The sequence below is a fragment of the Rummeliibacillus pycnus genome, from assembly GCF_044359855.1.
Lineage (GTDB): Bacteria > Bacillota > Bacilli > Bacillales_A > Planococcaceae > Rummeliibacillus > Rummeliibacillus pycnus_A.
In genome coordinates, this window is the sequence record NZ_CP132291.1 from 3,564,547 (window position 1) to 3,587,310 (window position 22,764).

Sequence of the window (22,764 nt, forward strand, 5' to 3'; positions counted from 1 at the left end):
ATGAAAAAATGACGAAAATTGCTTTTGTTTTTCCAGGGCAAGGTTCACAAACTGTAGGAATGGGACAAGAATTTGTTTCTAATGAACCTACATGTAAAGAATTTTATGATGAAGCTGACAAACTGTTAGGAATAGAATTATCAAAATTAATGTTAGAAGGTCCACAAGAAGAACTAACATTAACTTACCATGCTCAACCCGCATTATTAACTACAGGTGTGATGATCGCTGAAAAGTTAAAACAAGCAGGGATTAAACCAGATTTTACTGCAGGCCATAGTTTAGGTGAATATGCTGCGCTTGTCACTTCAGGTGTTATGTCATTTGCAGATGGAGTACAAGCGGTACATAATCGTGGTAATTATATGAATGAGGCAGTACCAGCAGGTCTTGGTGCAATGGCTGCTATTTTAGGTTTAGACCGTGAAGCTTTAAAGCAAGTAACAGATGAAGTATCGGCTACTGGAGAAGTAGTCCAACTTGCTAACTTAAATTGTCCTGGTCAAATTGTTATTTCTGGTACAGCTAAAGGTGTAGAAGAAGCTTCTGTAAAAGCAAAAGAAGCAGGTGCTAAACGCGCTATTCCATTAGTTGTTAGTGGTCCTTTCCACTCAGAGTTAATGCGCCCGGCTGCAAATAAACTCGAAGCAATGTTAGCTAAAATTGAAATGCACGATGCAGATGTATCAGTTATTGCAAATGTAAATGCACAACCTGTTACATCAAAAGAAGATATTCCAAATCTACTTGTTGAACAATTATATTCACCAGTATTGTGGGAAGATTCAGTTCGTACACTACTAGATGAAGGTGTAGATGTCTTCATTGAATGCGGTCCAGGAAAAGTTTTAAGTGGCTTAGTGAAAAAAGTAGATCGTAAAGTGAAAACATATTGTGTATATGATGAAGCAACATTTGAGCAAGTGTTAGAAGCGGCAAAGGAGTGGGCTTAAATGGCAGATTTATTAGGTAAAGTTGCAGTTGTTACAGGTGCATCAAGAGGTATTGGACGAGCAATCGCACTACATTTAGCCAAACTTGGAGCAAAAGTAGTCGTAAATTATAGTGGTAGTCAAGCAAAAGCTGAAGCCGTTGTAGCTGAGATCGAAGCAAATGGAGGAGCTGCTATTGCTGTTCAGGCGAATATATCTGATTCAGATGAGGTTTCAATGCTTATGAAGAAAGCAGTTGAAACATATGGTTCTCTTGATATTTTAATAAATAATGCTGGAATTACACGTGATAACTTATTGATGCGTATGAAAGAAGAAGATTGGGATGCTGTTATGAATACTAATCTAAAAGGTGTCTTCCTTTGTACGAAAGCAGTCTCACGCCAAATGATGAAGCAACGTTCAGGTCGTATTGTTAATATTGCTTCAATCGTAGGTGTAGCAGGAAACGCGGGTCAAGCAAACTATGTTGCTGCAAAAGCAGGTGTTATTGGTCTTACAAAAACAGCTGCAAAAGAATTAGCTGCTCGTAATATTTTCGTTAATGCGGTAGCTCCAGGCTTTATTGATACTGAAATGACAGAAGAATTACCAGAAGACATTAAAGGTCAAATGCTTTCTCAAATTCCATTAGCTAAATTGGGTAAACCAGAAGATGTAGCAAAAGTAGTTGCATTTTTAGCCTCTGATGATGCAAGCTATATGACAGGCCAAACATTACATGTTGATGGTGGAATGGTTATGTAGGTTTTGCTATTAATACAAACATTATTCTTGTATAATCATTGAGGGGAGGTGAACAATTTGGCAACAGTAATCGAACGTGTAACTAAAGTTGTCGTTGACCGTTTAGGTGTTGACGAAAGCGAAGTGAAACTAGAAGCTTCTTTCCGTGATGATCTAGGTGCGGATTCATTAGACGTAGTAGAATTAGTAATGGAATTAGAAGAAGAATTTGATATGCAAATTGATGACGAGGATGCAGAGAAAATTGCAACTGTAGGTGATGCAGTTAACTTTATCTCAAGCAAAGTCGACTAATTTGAGCGTATAACATACAATACTTAGGACTTCCTCTGCAATGATTGCGGAGGAAGTTATCTTTTTATTTTTGCACAATGTGAAAGAAAAAGGTAAACTAGAGGATGTACCAAATGGAAAATAAGAAGGTTGATAAAGATGAGAATACAAGGACTCTCACAAAAAAATGGCGCAATTTCAGAACAGGCTCGGCTTAAATTTGCTGAATTACAGGATCGATTAGGTTTGTATTTTGATAATGCAAATTTGTTATACAATGCTTTTACACATTCATCATTTGTGAATGAGCATCGTCGTAAATTATTTGAAGATAATGAACGTCTTGAGTTTTTAGGAGACGCTGTACTTGAGCTAACTGTTTCTAAATTTTTATTCCTAAAATTCCCTAAAATGAGTGAAGGTGAACTTACAAAATTGCGTGCATCAATGGTTTGTGAGCCATCTCTAGTGGTTTTTGCCAACGAATTAAACTTTGGCGAATATGTGTTGCTAGGTAAAGGGGAAGAAATTACAGGCGGTCGTGAACGTCCTGCATTACTTGCGGATTGTTTTGAAGCATTTATAGGTGCTTTATATTTAGACCAAGGTTTAGAAACAGTTGTTGGCTTTTTGGAAAAGGTTGTATTCCCAAAAGTTGAGCTCGGTGCATTTTCACATGTTATGGACTTCAAGAGTCAATTACAAGAAATGGTACAACAAAACAATTCTGGTACACTACAATATGAAATCATTAAAGAAAATGGTCCAGCACATAACCGTACATTTGTCTCTCAAGTAATGTTAAATGACAAGGAACTTGGAGTAGGTAACGGTAAATCTAAAAAAGAAGCAGAACAAAAAGCAGCACAATGCGCTATGCGTGCGTTGAAAGTACAATTAGCGAATGATCAGGAGGGTTAATTTTGTTTCTTAAACGGCTTGAAGTGATTGGTTTTAAATCTTTTGCCGATCGAATAGGTATAGACTTCGTACCAGGCGTTACAGCAGTTGTTGGCCCAAATGGTAGTGGTAAAAGTAACGTAACAGATGCGATTCGATGGGTACTTGGAGAACAATCCGCTAAGTCCCTTCGTGGTGCAAAGATGGAAGATATCATTTTTGCCGGAAGTGATTCGCGCAAACCGCTTAACTTTGCAGAAGTATCGTTAATTTTAGACAATGAGGACGAACGCTTGCCGATTCCATATAACGAGGTAAGCGTTACTCGTCGTGTCTATCGTTCTGGGGATAGCGAGTATTTGCTCAATAAACAGCAATGCCGGTTGAAAGATATTACGGATTTGTTTTTAGACTCAGGTTTAGGAAAAGAAGCTTTCTCGATTATTTCTCAAGGACGAGTTGACGAAATACTAAATAGCCGTCCAGATGATCGACGTACAATATTTGAAGAAGCTGCAGGCGTTTTGAAATATAAACAACGTCGTAAAAAAGCAGAGCATAAATTATTCGAAACAGATGATAATTTGCATCGTGTGCTTGATATTTTACATGAGTTAGATAAACGTATCGAACCATTACATATTCAAGCATCTGCGGCTGAAGATTATTTGAAAATGACAAATGAATTAAAGGGCATTGATATTGCTGTATTAGTTCAGGATATAGAAAATCTAAATCGCTCAATGGAGCAAATTGTAAAAGAAAAACAAGAACTTTTTTCAAAAGAACAGGTTCACGCAACTCAAATTGCTGAAAAAGAATCTAATATTACAATGCTTCGAAAACAATTAAGTGATTTGGATACATTACTAGATGAATCTCAGCATCAATTAGTAGATGTGAGTGCAGAAGCTGAGCGTTTTGAAGGTCGTAAAGTGTTAATGGCTGAAAAACGCATGAATGCAACGGCACAACTTGCGAAACTTCAACAATCACTTGATAAAGCAATCACTTCTCGTAACAGTTGGCAGCAAATAAATACAGATAAAGAAGCACAATTATCAGAACGTCAGCATGAACTACAAAATTTGAAAAAAGCAGTGAAACAGTTAGAAGATAACTTAAATCGCTCAACTTCTGAGATTGAAGCAGAAATTGATAAATGGAAAGATACTTATATCGACCGATTAAACGAAGAAGCAACTGTTAAAAATGAAGTGAAAAATATTACAAAGCAATTAGCTGAACAGGCTGAAAACTCAGTGAAAATTTCAAGTCAATCCACTGAAATGATCACAGAGCTGAAAGAATTACAACATGAACAACAACTTGTAGCTGAAAAACTGAAAAAAGTTGAACAGCAAGTTGCACAAAAACTTGAAGAATATAAAAAGTGCCAACAAGATGTACAACATGCTAGAAAGCAATATGATGATCAACAAGCAATGCTTTTCAAAGGTTACCAACATTTACAACAAATGAAGTCACGTCAAGAAACACTTGCTGAACTTGAAGCAGATTTTTCAGGATTCTATCAAGGGGTTAAGGCTGTCCTTGTTGCACGTGAGAACCAACAATTACAAGGTATACATGGTGCAGTAGCTGAACTAATTCATGTTGATGGTGATTATGCAAAAGCTGTTGAAACAGCTCTTGGTGCCGCGATGCAACATGTTGTCACAGAAACAGATGCTGATGCACGTAAGGCCATTGCATGGTTGAAACAACAACATGCAGGGAGAGCAACATTTTTGCCGAAGAATGTAATGAAATCTCGTAAAATACCTGCTAATATATTACAAACAGTTGCAAACCACCCATCATTTATCAATACAGCTGATGAACTAGCAACATTTGATCCTGCTTTCCGTACAATCGCTGAAAACTTGCTTGGGCATGTACTTGTATCAAAAGATTTACAAGGGGCTTCTCAAATAGCAAAAGCTTGTAACTATCGCTATCGTGTCGTTACTTTAGATGGTGATGTAGTAAATACGGGCGGTTCATTAACAGGGGGTTCTGTAAAACAGCAAGCATCATTATTTAGCCGTAAAGCAGAACTGGAAGGTTTAACTGCACAACTTTCCGACATGCAATCTTCTATTGAGAAAGCGGAAAAAGTTGTAGCTGAATGGAAAGAACAAGTCACAGAAAAGTCTGCACTACTTGAACAACTGCGAGTACTAGGTGAAGAAATCCGTGCAGAAGAGGTAGAGTTAAGTGCTCGTCATCGTGAGTTGGAAGCAACGACAAAACGTTTATCATTACGTGTCTCTATGTTTAGTGATGAACAACAAGATGCGTCTGGTCGTAAAACATCTTTAGAAGTTCAATTGGCAGATTTCAACCGCCGTAAGGAAGAACTTGCAAAAGAGTTAACGGAGATTAATCAAACAGTTGAAGAGCTAAATGTTTTAAAACAACAAAGTGAATCTGAACGTGATGTTTTACAAGAACAGTATGCTCTGAAACGCTCTGATTTAGCAGTTCTTAATGAACAAGTTTCTCAGCTTAGATTAGCTGTATTGGATGCCAATTCTCAACTTGAGCAAGCAATTGTAGATGTTGAAAACATTACGAAAGAAATTGAATGGTTGACGAATGGCGGCGATCTAAATGGACCAACTGAGGAAGAAATTGTTGCTAAAATTTTAGAGTTACAAACGAGAAGAGATGAGCTTGTCCAAACCGTTGAACAAACAAAAGGGCATCGTATTGATGTTCAGCAAAAGGTTGATTCAACAGATTTAGAATTAAAAGAATTACAGCGTGTACATCAAGGTCTCCTTGATGGATTGCGTAATTATGAAGTGAAACTAAATCGTCTAGATGTAGAGCATGAAAATTTATCAAAACAACTTGAAAAAGATTATGAACTTTCATTCGAAGAAGCGTTACTTGAACCCTCACTTGATATGGATGTGGATACAGCAAGACGTAAAGTTAAATTGTTAAAACAATCTATTGCTGAGTTAGGAACAGTCAACATCAGCGCAATTGAAGAATATGCTACTGTTTCAGAACGACATACATTCTTATCTAGTCAACGTAGTGATTTAATGGAGGCACAAGAAACATTACATGAAGCTATTCGTGAAATGGATGAAGAAATGACTAATCGTTTCAGCGAGACATTCTTTGAGATTCGTGAACACTTCCAAAAAGTATTCAGAGAATTATTCGGTGGTGGTCATGCAGATTTAGAATTGCTCGATCCAGATAATATACTTGAAACAGGTATTGAGATTGTGGCACAGCCTCCAGGTAAAAAGCTTCAACGACTTAGTCTATTGTCAGGTGGGGAAAGAGCATTAACAGCTATTGCATTATTGTTTGCGATATTAAAAACACGCCCAGTCCCATTCTGCATTTTGGACGAAGTTGAAGCAGCTCTTGACGAATCAAATGTTGCTCGTTATAGTCAATATTTGAAAAAGTTTAGTGCAGAAACACAATTCATCGTCATTACTCACCGTAAAGGAACGATGGAAGGCGCTGATGTTTTATATGGTATTACTATGCAAGAATCAGGTGTCTCTAAGCTTGTATCCGTTAAATTAGAACAGGAAGAACCTGTTCCATCCTAGGACAGAGGAGCGAAATAACATGAGCTTTTTAAAGCGTATGAAAGAAAAGTTAATGGGTGGCCCCAAGCCAGAACAAGAAGAAGTTGAAAAGGTAGAGGGACAAAAAGAAAGCCTAGAAGAAATAGAAGTTGAAGTGCCAACTATAGAGTCTCCTATTGAGGAAGTAGTTCATGAAACTTCACAAGAAGCGCAGCTAGGAACAACTACAGAGGCTATAAAACTAGATCAACATGAAGTATTAGAGGAAACACTTCCAGAAGTTGAAGAAGTACAAGTTGAGCCTGAAAAAGCGGAAAAGCCAAAACGTGGCTTCTCGGCATTTTCAATCACAGAAAAATTCAAATCAGGTTTAGCGAAAACTCGCAATTCATTTACTTCAAAAGTGAATGATTTAGTCGCTCGTTATCGCCATGTAGATGAAGAATTCTTTGAAGAGCTAGAAGATTTGCTTTTACAAGCAGACGTTGGTATCGAAACGGTTATGGAACTAACAGAAAAGTTGCGTTTTGAAGTACAACGCAAAAATATTAAAGATACAGAAGGTATTCAAACATTAATTTCTGAAAAACTAGTAGAAATTTACGAACAAGGCGAAGCTGATATTACGGAGATAAATATTCAAGAAGGCGAATTAACTGTTATTTTGTTTGTTGGTGTAAATGGTGTAGGTAAAACAACTACGATAGGAAAACTAGCACATCGTTTCAAACAACAAGGTAAAAATGTTTTACTTGCAGCGGGTGATACTTTCCGTGCTGGCGCGATCGATCAATTACAAGTTTGGGGAGATCGTGTAGGTGTTGAAGTTATTAAACAATCAGAAGGATCAGATCCAGCAGCAGTTATGTACGACGCTATTCGTGCAGCTAAAAACCGCAACGCAGATATTTTAATCTGTGATACAGCAGGACGTTTACAAAATAAAGTCAATTTGATGAATGAGCTTGAAAAAATCCATCGTGTCATTTCCCGGGAAATTCCGTCGGCACCACACGAAGTTTTACTAGCACTTGACGCAACAACAGGACAAAATGCGTTACAACAAGCGCAAATCTTTAAAGAAGCGACAAATGTTACAGGGATTGTTTTGACAAAATTAGACGGTACTGCAAAAGGTGGTATTGTGCTTGCTATTCGTAACAAATTGCACATTCCAGTGAAATTCGTTGGTCTTGGAGAACAAATGGATGATTTACAACCATTTGATTCAGAGCGTTATGTATATGGCTTATTTGCTGATGCATTAGACGAACAATTATCCAATTCGAAAGACTAATATTAAAAGCAGAAGGCGATTCGTAGAATTTTTACGAATCGCTTTTTTATTGGGCTATTGTTAAGGGGACTGTTGATATTTTATCGAAAGTACCATCACGCTAAGTTTACAAAAAGCATGATCCAGCTACGTTGTCTTACACAGTTCAGTCTCAGGTAGCTCTCATTCTCTTAACACAAAGCTTTCTCGGTCTTTGTGTAAGTAGAGTAGTATAGCGTCTTATTTGTAACGTGTCGAAAGGAGTTTTCCTAAGTTTTCTATGTTGTGTGGCAGATGTTTTTGCGTTGAGTGAACTCAGTCGTAATGGCAATCTGATCCAGGCATCTGAGAGAGAACGTTTGATAAAATAGACAAGTATTTTTACTTGACAGAAATAGCATTTATCTTTATGATACAGAAGAATATGTAAAAAAGAGGAGAGGTTTCGATATGCTACTTGAAAAAACAACACGCATGAACTTTCTCTTTGACTTTTATCAAGCATTATTGACAGAAAAACAACGTAGTTATATGCAACTCTATTACCTAGATGATCATTCACTAGGTGAGATTGCAGAAGCCTATGATGTATCTCGTCAGGCAGTCTATGACAACATTCGTAGAACAGAAACAATGCTTGAAGAATACGAGGAAAAACTTCAACTTTTTGAAAAATTCCAAAACAGACAGCAAATACTTGCAAAGCTTACAGAAAGTATAACTGATGTTCAATCAGAAAAAGCAGATCAGTTGGCACTTATTGAACAGTTAAAGCAATGTGATTAGGAGGCGACATGCATGGCGTTTGAAGGTTTAGCGGAGCGACTCCAAGGGACGATTAACAAGATTAAAGGCAAAGGGAAAGTAAACGAACAAGACGTAAAAGAAATGATGCGTGAAGTTCGATTTGCTTTAATCGAGGCTGATGTTAACTTGAAAGTCGTAAAAAGCTTTATAAAAAAAGTTAGCGAACGTGCAGTAGGTCAGGAAGTTATGAAAAGCTTAACACCTGGACAACAAGTTATTAAAATAGTAAAAGACGAGTTAACAGAACTAATGGGTGGAGAGCAAAGTCTGATTAAATTTGCTACAAAACCACCTACTGTTATTATGATGGTCGGTTTACAAGGTGCTGGTAAAACAACAACTACAGGTAAACTAGCAAATGTATTACGTAAGAAATATAACCGTAAGCCATTACTAGTAGCAGCCGACGTATATCGTCCAGCCGCGGTACAACAATTACAAACACTTGGTAAACAATTATCATTACCTGTATTTTCATTAGGAACAGATATTTCACCAGTTGAAATCGTACGGCAAGCTTTAGAACAAGCAAAAGAAGAACATCATGATGTTGTATTGATTGATACTGCTGGTCGTCTACATATTGACGAGAAATTAATGCAAGAGTTAAAAGATATTCGTGCATTAAAAGAACCAGACGAAGTATTCCTAGTTGTCGATTCAATGACAGGGCAAGATGCTGTGAATGTTGCCGAAAGCTTTAATGAAGCAGTCGGTATTACAGGTGTAATTTTAACAAAACTTGATGGTGATACACGTGGTGGAGCAGCATTATCTATTCGCTCTGTCACCCAAAAACCAATCAAATTTGTTGGTATGGGTGAAAAAATGGATGCTCTTGAACCATTCCATCCAGAACGTATGGCGTCTCGAATTCTTGGCATGGGCGATGTCATGTCGCTAATTGAAAAAGCACAAGCAACAGTAGATGAAGAAAAAGCGAAAGAATTAGAAGAAAAATTCAAAACGCAAAGCTTCACATTGGATGATTTCCTTGAACAAATGGGACAAGTGAAAAAACTAGGACCATTAGATGAAATCTTGAAAATGTTACCAGGTGCAAACAAAATTAAAGGGTTAGAAAATGCTAAAATCGACGATAAACAAATTGGTCATATAGAAGCCATTATTTTATCAATGACTCCAGCTGAAAAAACAAATCCTGAAATTATAAATGCAAGCCGTAAAAAACGCATTGCAAAAGGGTCCGGTTCATCTGTTCAAGATGTAAACCGTCTAATTAAACAATTTGATGATATGAAAAAAATGATGAAACAAATGACAGGTATGGCGCAAAAAGGGAAAAAGAAAATGAAACTTCCTGGCTTAGATTCCTTGTTTAAATAAAAAAAATACGCTAAAATATAGTGTGTTAAGAAAAAACACTTTACAAACAATCCAAAGCTTGCTATTATACTATCTTGTGTGAAACTATTCGGAGGTGCAATTAAACAATGGCAGTAAAAATTCGTTTAAAACGTATGGGAGCTAAAAAATCTCCTTTCTATCGTATCGTAGTAGCAGACTCACGTTCACCACGTGACGGTCGCTCAATCGAAACTATCGGTACTTTCAATCCACTAACTTCTCCAGAAGAAGTTAAAATTGACGAAGCTAAAGCTTTAGCTTGGTTAGCAAATGGTGCGAAACCATCTGATACAGTACGTAACTTGTTCTCAGAACAAGGAATCATGGAAAAATTCCATAACTCTAAAATCGGTAAATAATCGGAGGTGGCTTTATGCAGCAGCTGATTGAGACGATCGTAAAACCTTTAGTCGATTATCCAGACGAAGTGAAAATTATTACTGACGAAAACGACAATCGTATTGTTTATAAACTTTCTGTACATCCTAGTGATATCGGAAAGATCATTGGCAAGCAAGGACGTGTTGCAAAAGCAATTCGTACAATTGTTTATTCAGCAGCAGGCAGCCATCACAAGAAAAAGACTTATATCGATATTCTAGATTAGTTAAAACTAGGAAGGAGCAAACGTTCCTTCCTTTTTTATATATAAAAGCTGAAACGGTTAGTTCGGATCCGGAAATCACCACAAAAGCTTTCGGATTGAAAATGTTTTGACTCGATATCTAGCTGTTGAAACTGGATAGAATAAAAGCGGAATGGCTCGGATTAAGGATGATAGCTAAAAGCATCGCGTCTTGCGACAATTGTTTCTGCGACGAGTAATCGCAGGAGCAATCTTTCTCTGCGACGAGTAATCGCAGGAGCAACGACTATTTGACCCACATTCTGTGGGCCCCCTATTTTAAAGAGGTGAATAATATGGAATGGTATAACGTAGGTAAAATTGTCAACACGCATGGTATTCGTGGAGAAGTACGAGTAATCTCTCAAACAGATTTTCCAGAAGAACGGTATGCGGTTGGTCAACAATTAGGTCTTTTTAAACAAGGTGAGAAAAAGCCTTTACTACTTACAATTGCTTCTTCACGTAGTCATAAAAACTTTATTCTTTTATCATTTGAAGGTTACCCAAACATTAATGATGTGGAATCATTCCGCGATGGAATATTAAAAGTAAATGAACAACAACTCGAAGAAGACGAATTACAAGATAATGAATTTTACTATCACGAAATCGTTGGATGTACTGTTTACGACCAAGATGGAAAAGAAATTGGTCAAGTAAAGGGAATTTTTGAAACAGCTGCAAACGATGTGTGGACTGTGAAAGGAATAGATGGTAAAGACCATTACATTCCAGTTGTAGATGAATTTATCAAAGAAATTGATATTGATGCAAAGAAAATCGTTATAGAAGTAATAGAAGGTTTATTATCATGATGAATATTCACGTACTATCTTTATTTCCTGAGATGTTTTCAGGGGTGTTTGGATCCTCCATTTTAAAAAAGGCACAAGAAAAAGAAGCAGTAAAATTTTCTGTTACTGATTTCAGAGAATTTTCAAACAATAAACATGCTCAAGTAGATGATTATCCATACGGTGGAGGTGCAGGAATGGTATTAAAACCTGAACCTATATTTAACGCTGTAGAAGCTCTTGTAGCAGATGGAAAGAAACCACGCATCATTCTTATGTGTCCACAAGGGGAACGCTATACACAAGCTAAAGCGGAAGAATTAGCGCAAGAAGAAGATCTAGTGTTTGTTTGTGGCCATTATGAAGGCTATGATGAACGTATACGCGAATTCTTGGTAACGGATGAGCTATCAATTGGGGATTTCGTATTAACTGGTGGTGAATTAGCAGCCATGACAATTATTGATAGTGTTGTCCGACTATTACCAGGAGTTCTTGGAAATGATGATTCACCAGTATTAGATTCTTTTTCTACAGGATTACTAGAACATCCACATTACACACGTCCTGCAGATTTTCGTGGCATGAAGGTTCCTGATGTATTATTATCAGGAAATCACGCGAAAATTGAACAATGGCGCATGGAACAAACTCTAAAGCGTACATTTGATCGCAGACCGGATTTACTAGAGCATATCGAATTAACACCAGAACAACAAAAATATTTAAATAAACTTAAAAAGCTGTAAAGTATAAACACTTGCAACAGGTAACAATCTATGCTAATATTTGAGATGCATTTCTATGAAAATGCCGTATTACGGTGTTCCGCTGTAGCAACCGCAGTGACCTGCAAGAACATCTGTCTAAGGAGAGAAAACAATGTCAAACATTATTTCAGAAATCACTAAAGAACAACTTCGTACTGATATCCCTGCATTCCGTGCTGGTGATACAGTGAAAATCGACGTTAAAGTAGTCGAAGGTACTCGCGAACGTATCCAAGTATACGAAGGAGTAGTAATCAAACGTCGTGGTGGCGGTATTAGCGAAACTTTCACAGTTCGTAAAATCTCTTATGGTGTTGGAGTTGAACGTACATTCCCAGTAAATACTCCAAAAATCGCTAAATTAGAAGTTACTCGTCGTGGTAAAGTACGTCGTGCTAAATTATACTACCTACGTAACTTACGTGGTAAAGCTGCTCGTATTAAAGAAATTCGATAAGCTTATTTTGGAAGAAAAGAGAGCTTGCATTTCAAGCTCTCTTTCTTTTTGCCTGAAGCAATAAATCCTTGTACAATAATAAGTAGAATAGTCAAGGGGGACATCGATTATGGAAAAAGCAAAAAAGGAAAAGAATGAGTTGTGGGAATGGACGAAAGCTCTGATTATTGCATTTGCACTTGCAGCTGGAATTCGATACTTATTATTTACGCCTATTGTGGTAGATGGTGAATCGATGATGCCTACACTTGAAAATGGAGATCGTATGATCGTAAATAAGCTGGGTTACCGTATAGGTGATATCCATCGTTTTGATATTGTTGTATTCCATGCACCAGAAAAAAAGGATTATATTAAGCGAGTAATTGGTTTACCGGGCGATAAATTAGTTTATAAAAATGATCAATTATATATAAATGGTAAAGCAATTGCTGAACCATATTTACAAAAATTCAAAAATGAAATTACTGATGGTGGTACCTTAACAGAAGATTTTTCACTAAAGGATATTCCGAGTGTACATGGTGATACCATCCCACCAGGCTATGTATTTGTCATGGGAGATAATCGCCGTTACAGTAAGGATAGTCGCCATATAGGTATCGTTTCTGTTGATAAAATTATAGGGAAAACAAATGTTGTCTTTTGGCCACTCGATCAAATGGGCAAAGTGAATTAACAAATAGGAGTGAACAAAATGACGATTCAATGGTTTCCAGGGCATATGGCCAAGGCGCGCCGACAAGTAACGGAAAATTTAAAGTTTGTCGATATTATTTTCGAATTAATTGATGCGCGTTTACCTATGTCATCAAGAAATCCGATGCTTGACGAAGTCATTCATCAAAAAACAAGATTATTAATATTAAACAAAGCTGATATGGCAGATGAAGCGCAAACCAAAAAATGGATAGCTTTTTTTGAACAACAAGGCCATAAAGCAATTGCCATCAATTCTTTAGATGGAAAAGGATTAAAACAAGTAACGAAAGCTGCACAAGAGCTGCTAGCGGATAAATGGGAACGTATGAAAGCGAAAGGCTTAAAGACTCGTGCTATTCGTGCAATGATTGTGGGTATTCCAAATGTTGGTAAATCCACGCTTATTAACCGTTTAGCAAAGAAAAATGTTGCAAAAACAGGTAATATGCCTGGTGTCACTAGATCGCAACAATGGATAAAAGTTGGAAAAGAATTAGAGCTACTTGATACACCAGGGATTTTATGGCCTAAGTTTGAAGACCAAGAGGTAGGTTATAAACTAGCGTTAACAGGTGCTATAAAAGATACAATTACGAATATGGACGACTTAGCTATTTTTGGTTTGAAATTTTTAAGCATGCATTATCCTGGACGAATGGAAGAACGCTATCAAGTCTCTAATTTGAGTGAAGAAATTGTAGAGACATTTGATCATATTGGGAAATTACGACGCGTTTATATTTCCGGGGGAGAAGTTGATTATGACCAAGTAGCCGAATTAATCGTACGTGATATAAGAGGACAACAGCTTGGTAAGCTAACATTTGATTTCGTAGAAGATTTTGCCTCTTAAAAAATCAACCTTTTTTACCATTCGGTAAAAAAGGTTTTTTTCTGGAGTTTAAAAAAAGATTGCCGATAAAAAGGGTATTGAAGGGAAGAATTTGTGTGAGTACGATCAAAGAAGTGAAACAAGCTTTACTAAAAGAAACAGAATGGCAACCTTGGATGGCTGAGCTCGAAAAGGATACGCGACAAGGAGTCAAAAATGCATTAAAACAATGGCATCATCGTAAAGAAAAATACGACCACTTATTATCAGAGCATAAGAAAAAACTAGCGTTTGACGAATCATATAGAGCGTTTTCGCATGCGCTTATCGCAGGTACGGATGAAGCAGGACGTGGTCCATTAGCAGGTCCTGTTGTCACAGCAGCTGTAATCCTACCAGAGGTTTGTCCTACACTAGTAGGCTTAAATGATTCTAAACAATTATCAAAAGAGGTAAGAGAAAGCTACGTTGAAAAAATCCAACAATGTGCAATTTCCACTGCCATCCATTTTCAGCCTGCAAGTGTCATTGATGAGATAAATATTTACGAAGCAACGAAACAATCGATGAAAGCATCTATCGAATCACTTTCTGAGAAGCCGGATTTTGTGTTAGCAGACGCAATGAAGCTTCCTATTGATATACCACAGGAATCCGTCATCAAAGGGGATGCAAGAAGTCTAGCAATCGCTGCAGCATCTATTCTAGCGAAAACAGCGAGAGATGATTATATGGAAGAAATGGCAAAAAAATATCCGGAATATGGTTTTGAAAAACATGCAGGTTATGGTACAAAACAGCATTTAGAAGCACTTAATCAATACGGTCCTACAGAAATCCATCGAACATCATTCGAACCAATTAAATCCATGATCCTTCAGAAAGGGTGAGTAAAGGTGAATTATCCTTCATTATCATCAGTTCAACTTCAACAGTCGAGTGGAGCAATGAATCAGCAACCATTAGCTCTAAAACAAGGACAAGTCATTCATGGCACCATTAAACAACTATTCCCAGACCAAATGGCAGAAATTCAAATTGGTGGACAACGCTTAATGGCGAAAATGGAAGCGCCTCTCCAAACAGGAAACTCTCATTACTTCCAAGTGTCAGGGGTAGAACCAGATTTACAACTAAAAGTTGTATCAGGACCTATGGCGCCATCAGCATCTATGTCACAGCAAGTAACCCAATTACTTGACTCTATGCAATTACCGCAAACGAATGAGATGAAACAAGTAGCAACCTATTTTTTGAAAAATAATTTGCCTCTCTCTAAAGAACAATTGCAACAAGCGGAGCAAATTATGAAGTCACTACCAGAAAACGTCACTTCAAAAGAAGCGCTAAACGTTTTGCAAAAGCTAATTGAACTAAAACTACCTATACAGCAAAATACTTTCCAGGCTGTTTTACAAGGGAGTATGAAACAAGGCTTTACAGACACTCTAGGAAGTCTACAACAACTCTTGCAACAAGATTCATCTATTCCACAAGCGATGCGTGAACAGCTATTAAATCAATTACAAATGGTAAAGAGCCCCCTTGCTGTAGAAACGGGTGGCGTGTTATTTGCGAAAATGCTGGATATTTTATCGGCTTCAGCATCATCACCGGCAGATAAATTAACTATATTGCAGCTTTTAAAAGACGTAGGAATCATGCCGAAGAATGCCAATATATTTAACTGGAATACGGGTATGCTACAAACAACAAATACGAACGCAAATAACTTATTACAGCAACTTACATCTCAAATTCAAGTAGGGAATTCAAAGGAAGTTGCATCATTACTACCACAAGTAAAAGAATCATTGCAACAAAACCTACTACTTTCAGATGCACAAAAAATAACGTTACAACAAGCAATCTCAAAAGCTATTGCTCAACCAAATGCACAGAACTTCCAAGGGATTGAAAAAGCTATTCAAATGCAACAGCAGTCAATTAATTCACCTGCCAAATTATTGAATAGTCTGCAATTAGCATCGCCAAAAGATATGAGTACATTATTACCTCAGCTTAAATCAGCTATTCAGGGTCAATCACTATTATCTGCATCTCAGAAAGAAGGACTGCTCCAAACATTGGAGAAGTTTAATGTAGCAAATAGTACACCACAGTCAATTCAAGCCTTGGCAAAAGACTTACAAGGACAATTATTAAAAGTTTTTAGTGAATCAACACAATTACAGCCTTTCCAGTCAGATTCACAAGGGGTATCTGCAAAACAGCAGATGATGCTCATGCTAAATGCAGGACAATCAGCAAATGAACAGCTATTTAGCAAGCTTACTCAATTGGCAATGAATTCAAATTCACCAGTATTTCAACAAATGCTTGAGCAAACAGAGCAACAACTAGCACAACATCTTGATAGTAAAGCGTTTGAAACAGCAATCAAACAAACATTAGGAAATTTAGGACTTAGCTATGAAGCAAAATTGTTGGACAAATCTTCTGATATTCAACAAATCGCACAACAATTAAAGCCACAGCTACTAGGCTTATTACAAGATGATTCAGTATCGAGTACGACAAAAAGCGTAGCAGAACAAGTTGTGGCGCGTATGAATGGCATGCAGTATTTATCAGGTGAAAATGGTCCACAACATCAACTTATTATGCAAGTACCACTAGAGTTCTTCGGCAAAAAAACAGAGGCGACGTTGCAATGGAATGGACGAATGAAAAAAAATGGTAAAATCGATTCGGATTATGCACGTATATTATTTTATTTACAGCTAAATTCATTGAAGGAAACCGTTATTGATATGCAAGTACAAAGTAGAGTGGTCACAGTTACTTTGTATAACGAAACTGCTGGGTTAACCGCATTAGCGGAACCTTTAAAAGCTGCTCTTAAACATGGATTATCTCAACATGATTATCAACTATCTGGCTTATTTATAAAAAATTATTCAAAACAACCAGTGTCATTAAAAACGAATACTCAAACTACAACTGTAGAACAAAATAAAGGAGTAGATCTTCGTATATGACCGATGAAAAACAAACAAGAAAAGAAGCAGTTGCACTATCGTTTAATTCGATAACTTCAGATGCCCCAAAAGTGATCGCAAAAGGAAAAGGGCAAATTGCTGAAAATATATTGGAACAAGCAGAGCTTCATAATATACCGATACAAGAAGATGCAAGTCTTGTCCAATTATTAGGACAATTAGATTTAAATGAATCGATTCCCGAAGAACTATATCAAGCAGTAGCAGAGGTATTTGCTTTTATCTATCGTCTAGATCAATTACATGAAAAATTTCCAAATGAAAAACACTAATCTTTCTATCAGAAAATTAGTGTTTTTTTGATAATAGAATAATACGGCATTTTTCATTAAAAAAATGACATAAAGTAGGCTATGGACATTATTGTGTAGATTTTATACAATATATATGTATTTCATAATATTATGAAATTTAGATGGGAGGAACAAGGATGAATATCCATGAATATCAAGGAAAAGAAATTCTTCGTCAATATGGGGTATCGGTTCCTACTGGTCGAGTTGCTTTCTCACCAGAAGAAGCAGTTAAAGTTGCGAAAGAGTTAGATTCCAAAGTTATGGTAGTAAAGGCACAAATCCATGCAGGTGGTCGTGGGAAAGCAGGCGGTGTCAAAATCGCAAAGAATTTAGAGGAAGTACGTTCTTATGCTAAAGAATTACTGGGTAAAGTGCTTGTCACTCACCAAACAGGCCCAGAAGGTAAGGAAGTCAAACGCCTATACATAGAGGCTGGTTCAGACATCAAGAAAGAATACTATCTTAGTATTTTAGTAGACCGTGCAACTTCAAGAGTAACTGTAATGGGCTCTGAAGAAGGTGGCATGGATATTGAAGAGGTAGCAGCAGAAACGCCTGAGAAAATTTTTAAAGAAGTAGTAGACCCAGTTTTAGGTTTAACTGGATTCCAAGCAAGACGTCTTGCTTTTAACATGAATATTCCCAATAATTTGATTAATAAAACTGCAAATCTAATGCTAGGATTATATAAAGCGTTTACAGAAAAAGATGCATCTATTCTAGAAATTAATCCACTTGCTATTACAGGTGATGGAGAAGTACAAGCATTAGATGCTAAATTTAATTTTGATGGCAATTCATTATATCGCCATAAAGATATCGTTGAACTTCGAGATTTTGATGAAGAAGATCAAAAAGAAATTGAAGCTTCAAAATACGATTTAAACTATGTTACTTTGGATGGTAGCATTGGCTGTATGGTAAATGGTGCTGGTCTTGCTATGTCTACAATGGATACAATTAGTTACTATGGCGGTAGTCCCGCTAACTTCCTGGACGTTGGCGGTGGTGCAACTGCAGAAAAAGTAACAGAAGCATTTAAAATCATACTTTCTGATCCGAATGTTAAGGGGATTTTCGTTAACATTTTTGGTGGCATTATGAAATGTGATGTAATCGCAGAAGGCGTAATCGTAGCTGCGAAAGAGGTAGGTTTAAATGTGCCATTAGTTGTGCGACTTGAAGGTACGAATGTTGATCTAGGCAAAAAATTATTAAACGATTCAGGTTTAAATATCGTTGCTGCAGATTCAATGGCTGATGGTGCTCAAAAAATTGTAGAACTTGTAGGTTAAGAAAGGCGGAATCGGGATGAGTATTTATATCAACAAAGATACAAAAGTAATGGTACAAGGTATTACAGGTTCGACAGCTCTTTTCCATACAAAACAAATGCTAGAATATGGAACTAAAATTGTTGCAGGTGTAACGCCAGGTAAGGCAGGTACATTTGTAGAAGGTGTACCAGTATTTAACACGGTTATTGAAGCAGTTAATGCAACAGGAGCTAATGTATCTGTTATTTATGTCCCAGCACCATTTGCAGCAGATGCTATTCTTGAAGCAGTTGATGCGGATTTAGATATGGTTATTTGTATTACAGAACATATTCCTGTTCTTGATATGGTAAAAGTGAAGCGTTATATGGAAGGCAAGAGAACACGTTTAATTGGCCCAAACTGTCCAGGTGTTATTACTTCAGATGAATGTAAAATCGGTATTATGCCTGGATATATTCATACAAAAGGACATGTAGGGGTTGTTTCTCGTTCTGGAACATTAACTTACGAAGCTGTCCATCAATTAACAGTGGAAGGAATCGGCCAATCAACAGCAGTTGGTATTGGTGGTGATCCTGTTAACGGTACAAATTTTATCGATGTATTAAAAGAATTTGAAGCGGATCCGGAAACTTATGGTGTCATTATGATTGGTGAAATCGGTGGAACTGCAGAAGAAGAAGCCGCTGAATGGATTAAAAATAATATGACAAAACCTGTCATTGGATTCATTGGTGGTCAAACTGCGCCTCCAGGAAAACGTATGGGGCATGCAGGGGCTATTATTTCTGGCGGTAAAGGTACAGCAGCTGAGAAGATTAAAACGATGAATGCATGTGGTATTGAAGTTGCTGAAACACCAGCAGTAATTGGTGAAACTTTTATTCGTGTCATAAAAGAAAAAGGCTTGTACGAAAAGTGTAAAACCCATTAAAATGAAAGTGTAGTACTAATTACTAGTACTGCACTTTTTTTCTTAATATTAATCATTCTATTATAATGGAGGGAAGTCATGTTAGATGTGAAATTTACAGAAAGGCTACTTGCTCTACATTATGTATTTCCTGTTCCCCTAAACAGGTTACAAGCATTGCTTGAAGCAGATCCTGACCTGCAAAAGCTAGAGCAAATGCCAGTTCAAGAAATTGCACGATATTTGAATATATCTGTCGAAAAATCAAAGCGCTTACAAGAAAACTATGCAAATACGCTCATATCCCCATTAAAACAAGCGTACGAAGCTCATAATATCTTCCCCATTCCATTTCATCATCCAATGTATCCCAACAAATTACTTGCATTATACGACCCACCAGTTGTACTTTATACAAAAGGCTTAGTTGATATTTTAAAGAATTGGCGTAGAATTGCTATAGTCGGATCGAGACAAGCTACAAGTTATTCTGAGAAAATATTAAACTATGTCGTACCGCCATTAATAGATCATGATTATATCATTGTCAGTGGGCTAGCAAAAGGTGCTGATCGAATGGCTCACGAATCGGCTATTCGTTATGCTGGTCAAACGATTGCAGTATTAGGACATGGCTTATTCCACTTGTATCCAAAAGAAAATCGAAAGCTTGCAGAAATAATCGAGCAAGAACATTTACTTATTAGCGAATATCCACCCTATGTAAGACCTCAAAAGTGGTATTTTCCAATGCGAAATCGAATAATCAGTGGAATTTCAGAAGGAATACTTGTCACAGAGGCTGCAGAAAAAAGTGGAACGTTAAGTACAATTGAACATGGTTTAGAAAATGGTAAGCATATATTCGTTGTACCTGGTGATATTACGAAACCTCTTTCTAAAGGACCGCATAAGTTACTTTTAGAAGGCGCTACACCAGTATGGAATGGCTATCAAATTATAGAAGAAATAGAAGGATTTTTACTTTCTAAATGAAAAAGGGTTGCAAATTTTAGATTTCTGTTATACATTTTGCAACAGGTATTTCTTTTGGAAAATGAAACTTCACCTCTATAAGGGGGAACTTAAATGTCGGATTATTTAGTTATAGTGGAATCGCCCGCAAAAGCAAAAACTATCGAGCGATACTTAGGAAAAAAATATAAAGTAAAGGCTTCTATTGGTCATGTTCGTGATCTTCCAAGAAGTCAAATGGGTATTGATACAGAAAATAATTACGAACCAAGATATATTACAATTCGTGGTAAAGGACCTGTATTGCAAGATTTAAAGACAGCAGCTAAAAAAGCAAAAAAAATCTATCTCGCAGCCGATCCAGACCGCGAAGGAGAAGCAATAGCTTGGCACTTAGCAACAGCACTTAATATCGATATTGAATCAGATTGTCGTGTAGTGTTCAATGAAATCACAAAAGATGCGATAAAAGAGTCATTTAAGCATCCACGTCCAATCGATATCGATTTAGTAGATGCACAACAAGCAAGACGAATATTAGATCGTCTTGTAGGGTATAACATAAGCCCATTATTATGGAAGAAAGTCAAAAAGGGTTTATCAGCAGGTCGAGTTCAATCGGTTGCATTACGTCTAATCATTGACAGAGAAAACGAAATTAAAAACTTCCAACCAGAAGAATATTGGACAATCGATGGTAACTTCCAAAAAGGCAAACAATCATTTGATGCAGTTTTCTACGGTAATACAAAGGAAAAAGTTAAATTATCAAATGAACAAGAAGTTCAGCAAATTCTTAACCAGTTAAAAGGTGAAGATTTTGAAGTTATAAAAGTTGTAAAACGTGAACGTAAACGAAATGCTTCACCTGCTTTTACCACTTCATCATTACAACAAGAAGCAGCTCGGAAATTAAACTTCCGGGCACGTAAAACAATGATGCTTGCTCAACAACTGTATGAAGGTATCGATATTGGAAAAGAAGGTACAGTCGGTTTAATCACATATATGCGTACAGACTCTACTCGTATTTCTGAAACTGCCAAAAAGGAAGCACATGAATACATTGAGCAAAATTATGGTGAGGAATTCACAACATTAATTACTCAACAAGCAAAGAAATCAGAAAATGCACAAGATGCCCATGAAGCAATTCGTCCAACTAGTACTTTGCGTCACCCAGATCAATTGAAGGCTGTATTATCGAGAGATCAATTGCGTTTATACCGTTTAATTTGGGATCGATTTGTGGCAAGTCAAATGGCACCAGCGATACTAGACACGGTAACAGCAGATTTACTTAATGGTGAAATTATATTCCGAGCATCAGGTTCGAATGTGAAATTTCCTGGGTTTATGAAACTTTACATTGAAGGCTCTGATGATCAAAAAGAAGAAAAAGATAAACTTTTGCCCCCAATGGAAAAAGGGGATATAGTGAAAAGTTTAGAAATTGAACCAAAACAACATTTCACACAACCACCACCACGTTTCTCAGAAGCTCGTCTTGTTAAAACACTTGAAGAACTAGGTATTGGGCGACCATCCACCTATGCACCAACTTTAGATACCATTCAAAAACGTGGATATGTAACATTAGAAACTAAACGATTTGTACCAACTGAGCTTGGTGAAATTGTTCATTCTTTAGTACTTGAATTTTTCCCAGATATTTTAAATATCGAATTTACAGCTCAAATGGAAAAAGATTTAGATAGTATTGAAGATGGAAATATTAAATGGGTTAAAATCATAGATGATTTTTATCAAAAATTCGAAAAAGATCTAAAGCATGCAGAAATTGCGATGGAAAAAGTAGAGATTAAGGATGAGCCAGCAGGAGAAGATTGTGAAGTCTGTGGATCTCCTATGGTATTTAAACTTGGTCGCTATGGAAAATTCATGGCTTGTAGTAATTTTCCTGAATGTCGTAATACTAAAGCCATAGTGAAGGAAATCGGCGTGAAGTGTCCAAAATGTAAAGAGGGAGAAATCGTCGAAAGAAAAAGCAAGACAAAACGTATTTTCTATGGTTGTAACCGCTATCCAGAATGTGATTTCGTATCTTGGGATAAGCCTATTAACCGTCCGTGTCCAAAATGTAATGAATTATTAGTAGAAAAGAAAATCAAAAAAGGTATTCAAGTCCAATGTACAAGTTGTGACTACAAAGAAGAACCAACACAATAATGTGTTTTTAGAAA

At 36.8% G+C, this 22,764-nt stretch carries 22 protein-coding genes; all 22 read left to right on the top strand.

Annotation, left to right across the window (positions count from 1 at the left end; all coding sequences use genetic code 11):
• The first annotated feature begins 8 nt into the window (after positions 1-8).
• The 22 genes from fabD to topA all read left to right on the top strand — a co-directional run bounded on the left by fabD (position 9) and on the right by topA (position 22,750).
• The gene (fabD, locus tag Q8X41_RS17290; RefSeq protein WP_397537481.1) at positions 9-953 is read left to right on the top strand and encodes an ACP S-malonyltransferase; all 945 of its coding nucleotides are present in this window, start codon (positions 9-11) and stop codon (positions 951-953) included.
• Positions 954-1,700, top strand: coding sequence for a 3-oxoacyl-[acyl-carrier-protein] reductase (fabG, locus tag Q8X41_RS17295; protein ID WP_397537482.1), 747 nt, complete (start codon positions 954-956; stop codon positions 1,698-1,700).
• 57 nt (positions 1,701-1,757) lie between these two features.
• Positions 1,758-1,994 carry an acyl carrier protein gene (acpP, locus tag Q8X41_RS17300; RefSeq protein WP_397537483.1) on the top strand — a complete coding sequence of 79 codons (237 nt, stop codon included), beginning with the start codon at positions 1,758-1,760 and terminating at the stop codon, positions 1,992-1,994.
• Positions 1,995-2,132: 138 nt separating this feature from the next.
• Entirely contained in the window at positions 2,133-2,894 is a 762-nt protein-coding gene (gene rnc / locus Q8X41_RS17305; RefSeq protein ID WP_397537484.1) for a ribonuclease III, read from the top strand.
• Positions 2,895-2,896: 2 nt separating this feature from the next.
• On the top strand, positions 2,897-6,460 hold the full coding sequence (gene smc, locus Q8X41_RS17310; RefSeq protein ID WP_397537485.1) for a chromosome segregation protein SMC: 3,564 nt from the start codon (positions 2,897-2,899) through the stop codon (positions 6,458-6,460).
• A 19-nt stretch (positions 6,461-6,479) separates the two neighbouring features.
• Entirely contained in the window at positions 6,480-7,736 is a 1,257-nt protein-coding gene (gene ftsY, locus Q8X41_RS17315) for a signal recognition particle-docking protein FtsY (RefSeq protein ID WP_397537486.1), read from the top strand.
• A 429-nt stretch (positions 7,737-8,165) separates the two neighbouring features.
• On the top strand, positions 8,166-8,501 hold the full coding sequence (locus Q8X41_RS17320) for a putative DNA-binding protein (RefSeq protein WP_397537487.1): 336 nt from the start codon (positions 8,166-8,168) through the stop codon (positions 8,499-8,501).
• A 12-nt stretch (positions 8,502-8,513) separates the two neighbouring features.
• Positions 8,514-9,869, top strand: a complete 1,356-nt coding sequence (ffh, locus tag Q8X41_RS17325) for a signal recognition particle protein (protein WP_397537488.1) — start codon at positions 8,514-8,516, stop codon at positions 9,867-9,869.
• Positions 9,870-9,976: 107 nt separating this feature from the next.
• Positions 9,977-10,249 (top strand): 30S ribosomal protein S16, encoded by a 273-nt coding sequence (gene rpsP / locus Q8X41_RS17330; RefSeq protein ID WP_102692688.1) that lies wholly within the window; start codon positions 9,977-9,979, stop codon positions 10,247-10,249.
• Between the two features lie 14 nt (positions 10,250-10,263).
• Positions 10,264-10,497: a KH domain-containing protein gene (locus tag Q8X41_RS17335; protein WP_397537489.1), complete on the top strand. Its 234-nt coding sequence runs from the start codon at positions 10,264-10,266 to the stop codon at positions 10,495-10,497.
• A 314-nt stretch (positions 10,498-10,811) separates the two neighbouring features.
• Entirely contained in the window at positions 10,812-11,333 is a 522-nt protein-coding gene (gene rimM, locus Q8X41_RS17340; RefSeq protein ID WP_397537490.1) for a ribosome maturation factor RimM, read from the top strand.
• Complete coding sequence (gene trmD / locus Q8X41_RS17345) at positions 11,333-12,061, top strand: tRNA (guanosine(37)-N1)-methyltransferase TrmD (protein ID WP_397540298.1); 729 nt, start codon at positions 11,333-11,335, stop codon at positions 12,059-12,061. Before rimM ends, trmD begins: the two co-directional genes overlap by 1 nt.
• Positions 12,062-12,194: 133 nt before the next feature.
• The gene (gene rplS, locus Q8X41_RS17350; RefSeq protein ID WP_397537491.1) at positions 12,195-12,539 is read left to right on the top strand and encodes a 50S ribosomal protein L19; all 345 of its coding nucleotides are present in this window, start codon (positions 12,195-12,197) and stop codon (positions 12,537-12,539) included.
• Between the two features lie 109 nt (positions 12,540-12,648).
• Positions 12,649-13,218, top strand: a complete 570-nt coding sequence (gene lepB, locus Q8X41_RS17355; RefSeq protein ID WP_397537492.1) for a signal peptidase I — start codon at positions 12,649-12,651, stop codon at positions 13,216-13,218.
• A gap of 18 nt (positions 13,219-13,236) precedes the next feature.
• Positions 13,237-14,094, top strand: a complete 858-nt coding sequence (ylqF, locus tag Q8X41_RS17360; RefSeq protein ID WP_397537493.1) for a ribosome biogenesis GTPase YlqF — start codon at positions 13,237-13,239, stop codon at positions 14,092-14,094.
• 95 nt (positions 14,095-14,189) lie between these two features.
• Entirely contained in the window at positions 14,190-14,963 is a 774-nt protein-coding gene (locus tag Q8X41_RS17365) for a ribonuclease HII (RefSeq protein WP_397537494.1), read from the top strand.
• Between the two features lie 6 nt (positions 14,964-14,969).
• Positions 14,970-17,075, top strand: a complete 2,106-nt coding sequence (locus Q8X41_RS17370; protein WP_397537495.1) for a hypothetical protein — start codon at positions 14,970-14,972, stop codon at positions 17,073-17,075.
• Complete coding sequence (locus tag Q8X41_RS17375; RefSeq protein ID WP_397537496.1) at positions 17,072-17,368, top strand: EscU/YscU/HrcU family type III secretion system export apparatus switch protein; 297 nt, start codon at positions 17,072-17,074, stop codon at positions 17,366-17,368. The genes Q8X41_RS17370 and Q8X41_RS17375 overlap by 4 nt, the downstream gene beginning before the upstream one ends.
• 158 nt (positions 17,369-17,526) lie before the next feature.
• Positions 17,527-18,687 (top strand): ADP-forming succinate--CoA ligase subunit beta, encoded by a 1,161-nt coding sequence (gene sucC, locus Q8X41_RS17380; RefSeq protein WP_397537497.1) that lies wholly within the window; start codon positions 17,527-17,529, stop codon positions 18,685-18,687.
• A gap of 16 nt (positions 18,688-18,703) precedes the next feature.
• Positions 18,704-19,606 (top strand): succinate--CoA ligase subunit alpha, encoded by a 903-nt coding sequence (gene sucD, locus Q8X41_RS17385; protein ID WP_397537498.1) that lies wholly within the window; start codon positions 18,704-18,706, stop codon positions 19,604-19,606.
• A 78-nt stretch (positions 19,607-19,684) separates the two neighbouring features.
• On the top strand, positions 19,685-20,581 hold the full coding sequence (gene dprA, locus Q8X41_RS17390; protein WP_397537499.1) for a DNA-processing protein DprA: 897 nt from the start codon (positions 19,685-19,687) through the stop codon (positions 20,579-20,581).
• A 93-nt stretch (positions 20,582-20,674) separates the two neighbouring features.
• A complete protein-coding gene (gene topA, locus Q8X41_RS17395; RefSeq protein WP_397537500.1) occupies positions 20,675-22,750 on the top strand; it encodes a type I DNA topoisomerase in 2,076 nt (691 codons plus the stop codon).
• The last annotated feature ends 14 nt before the right edge of the window (positions 22,751-22,764 follow it).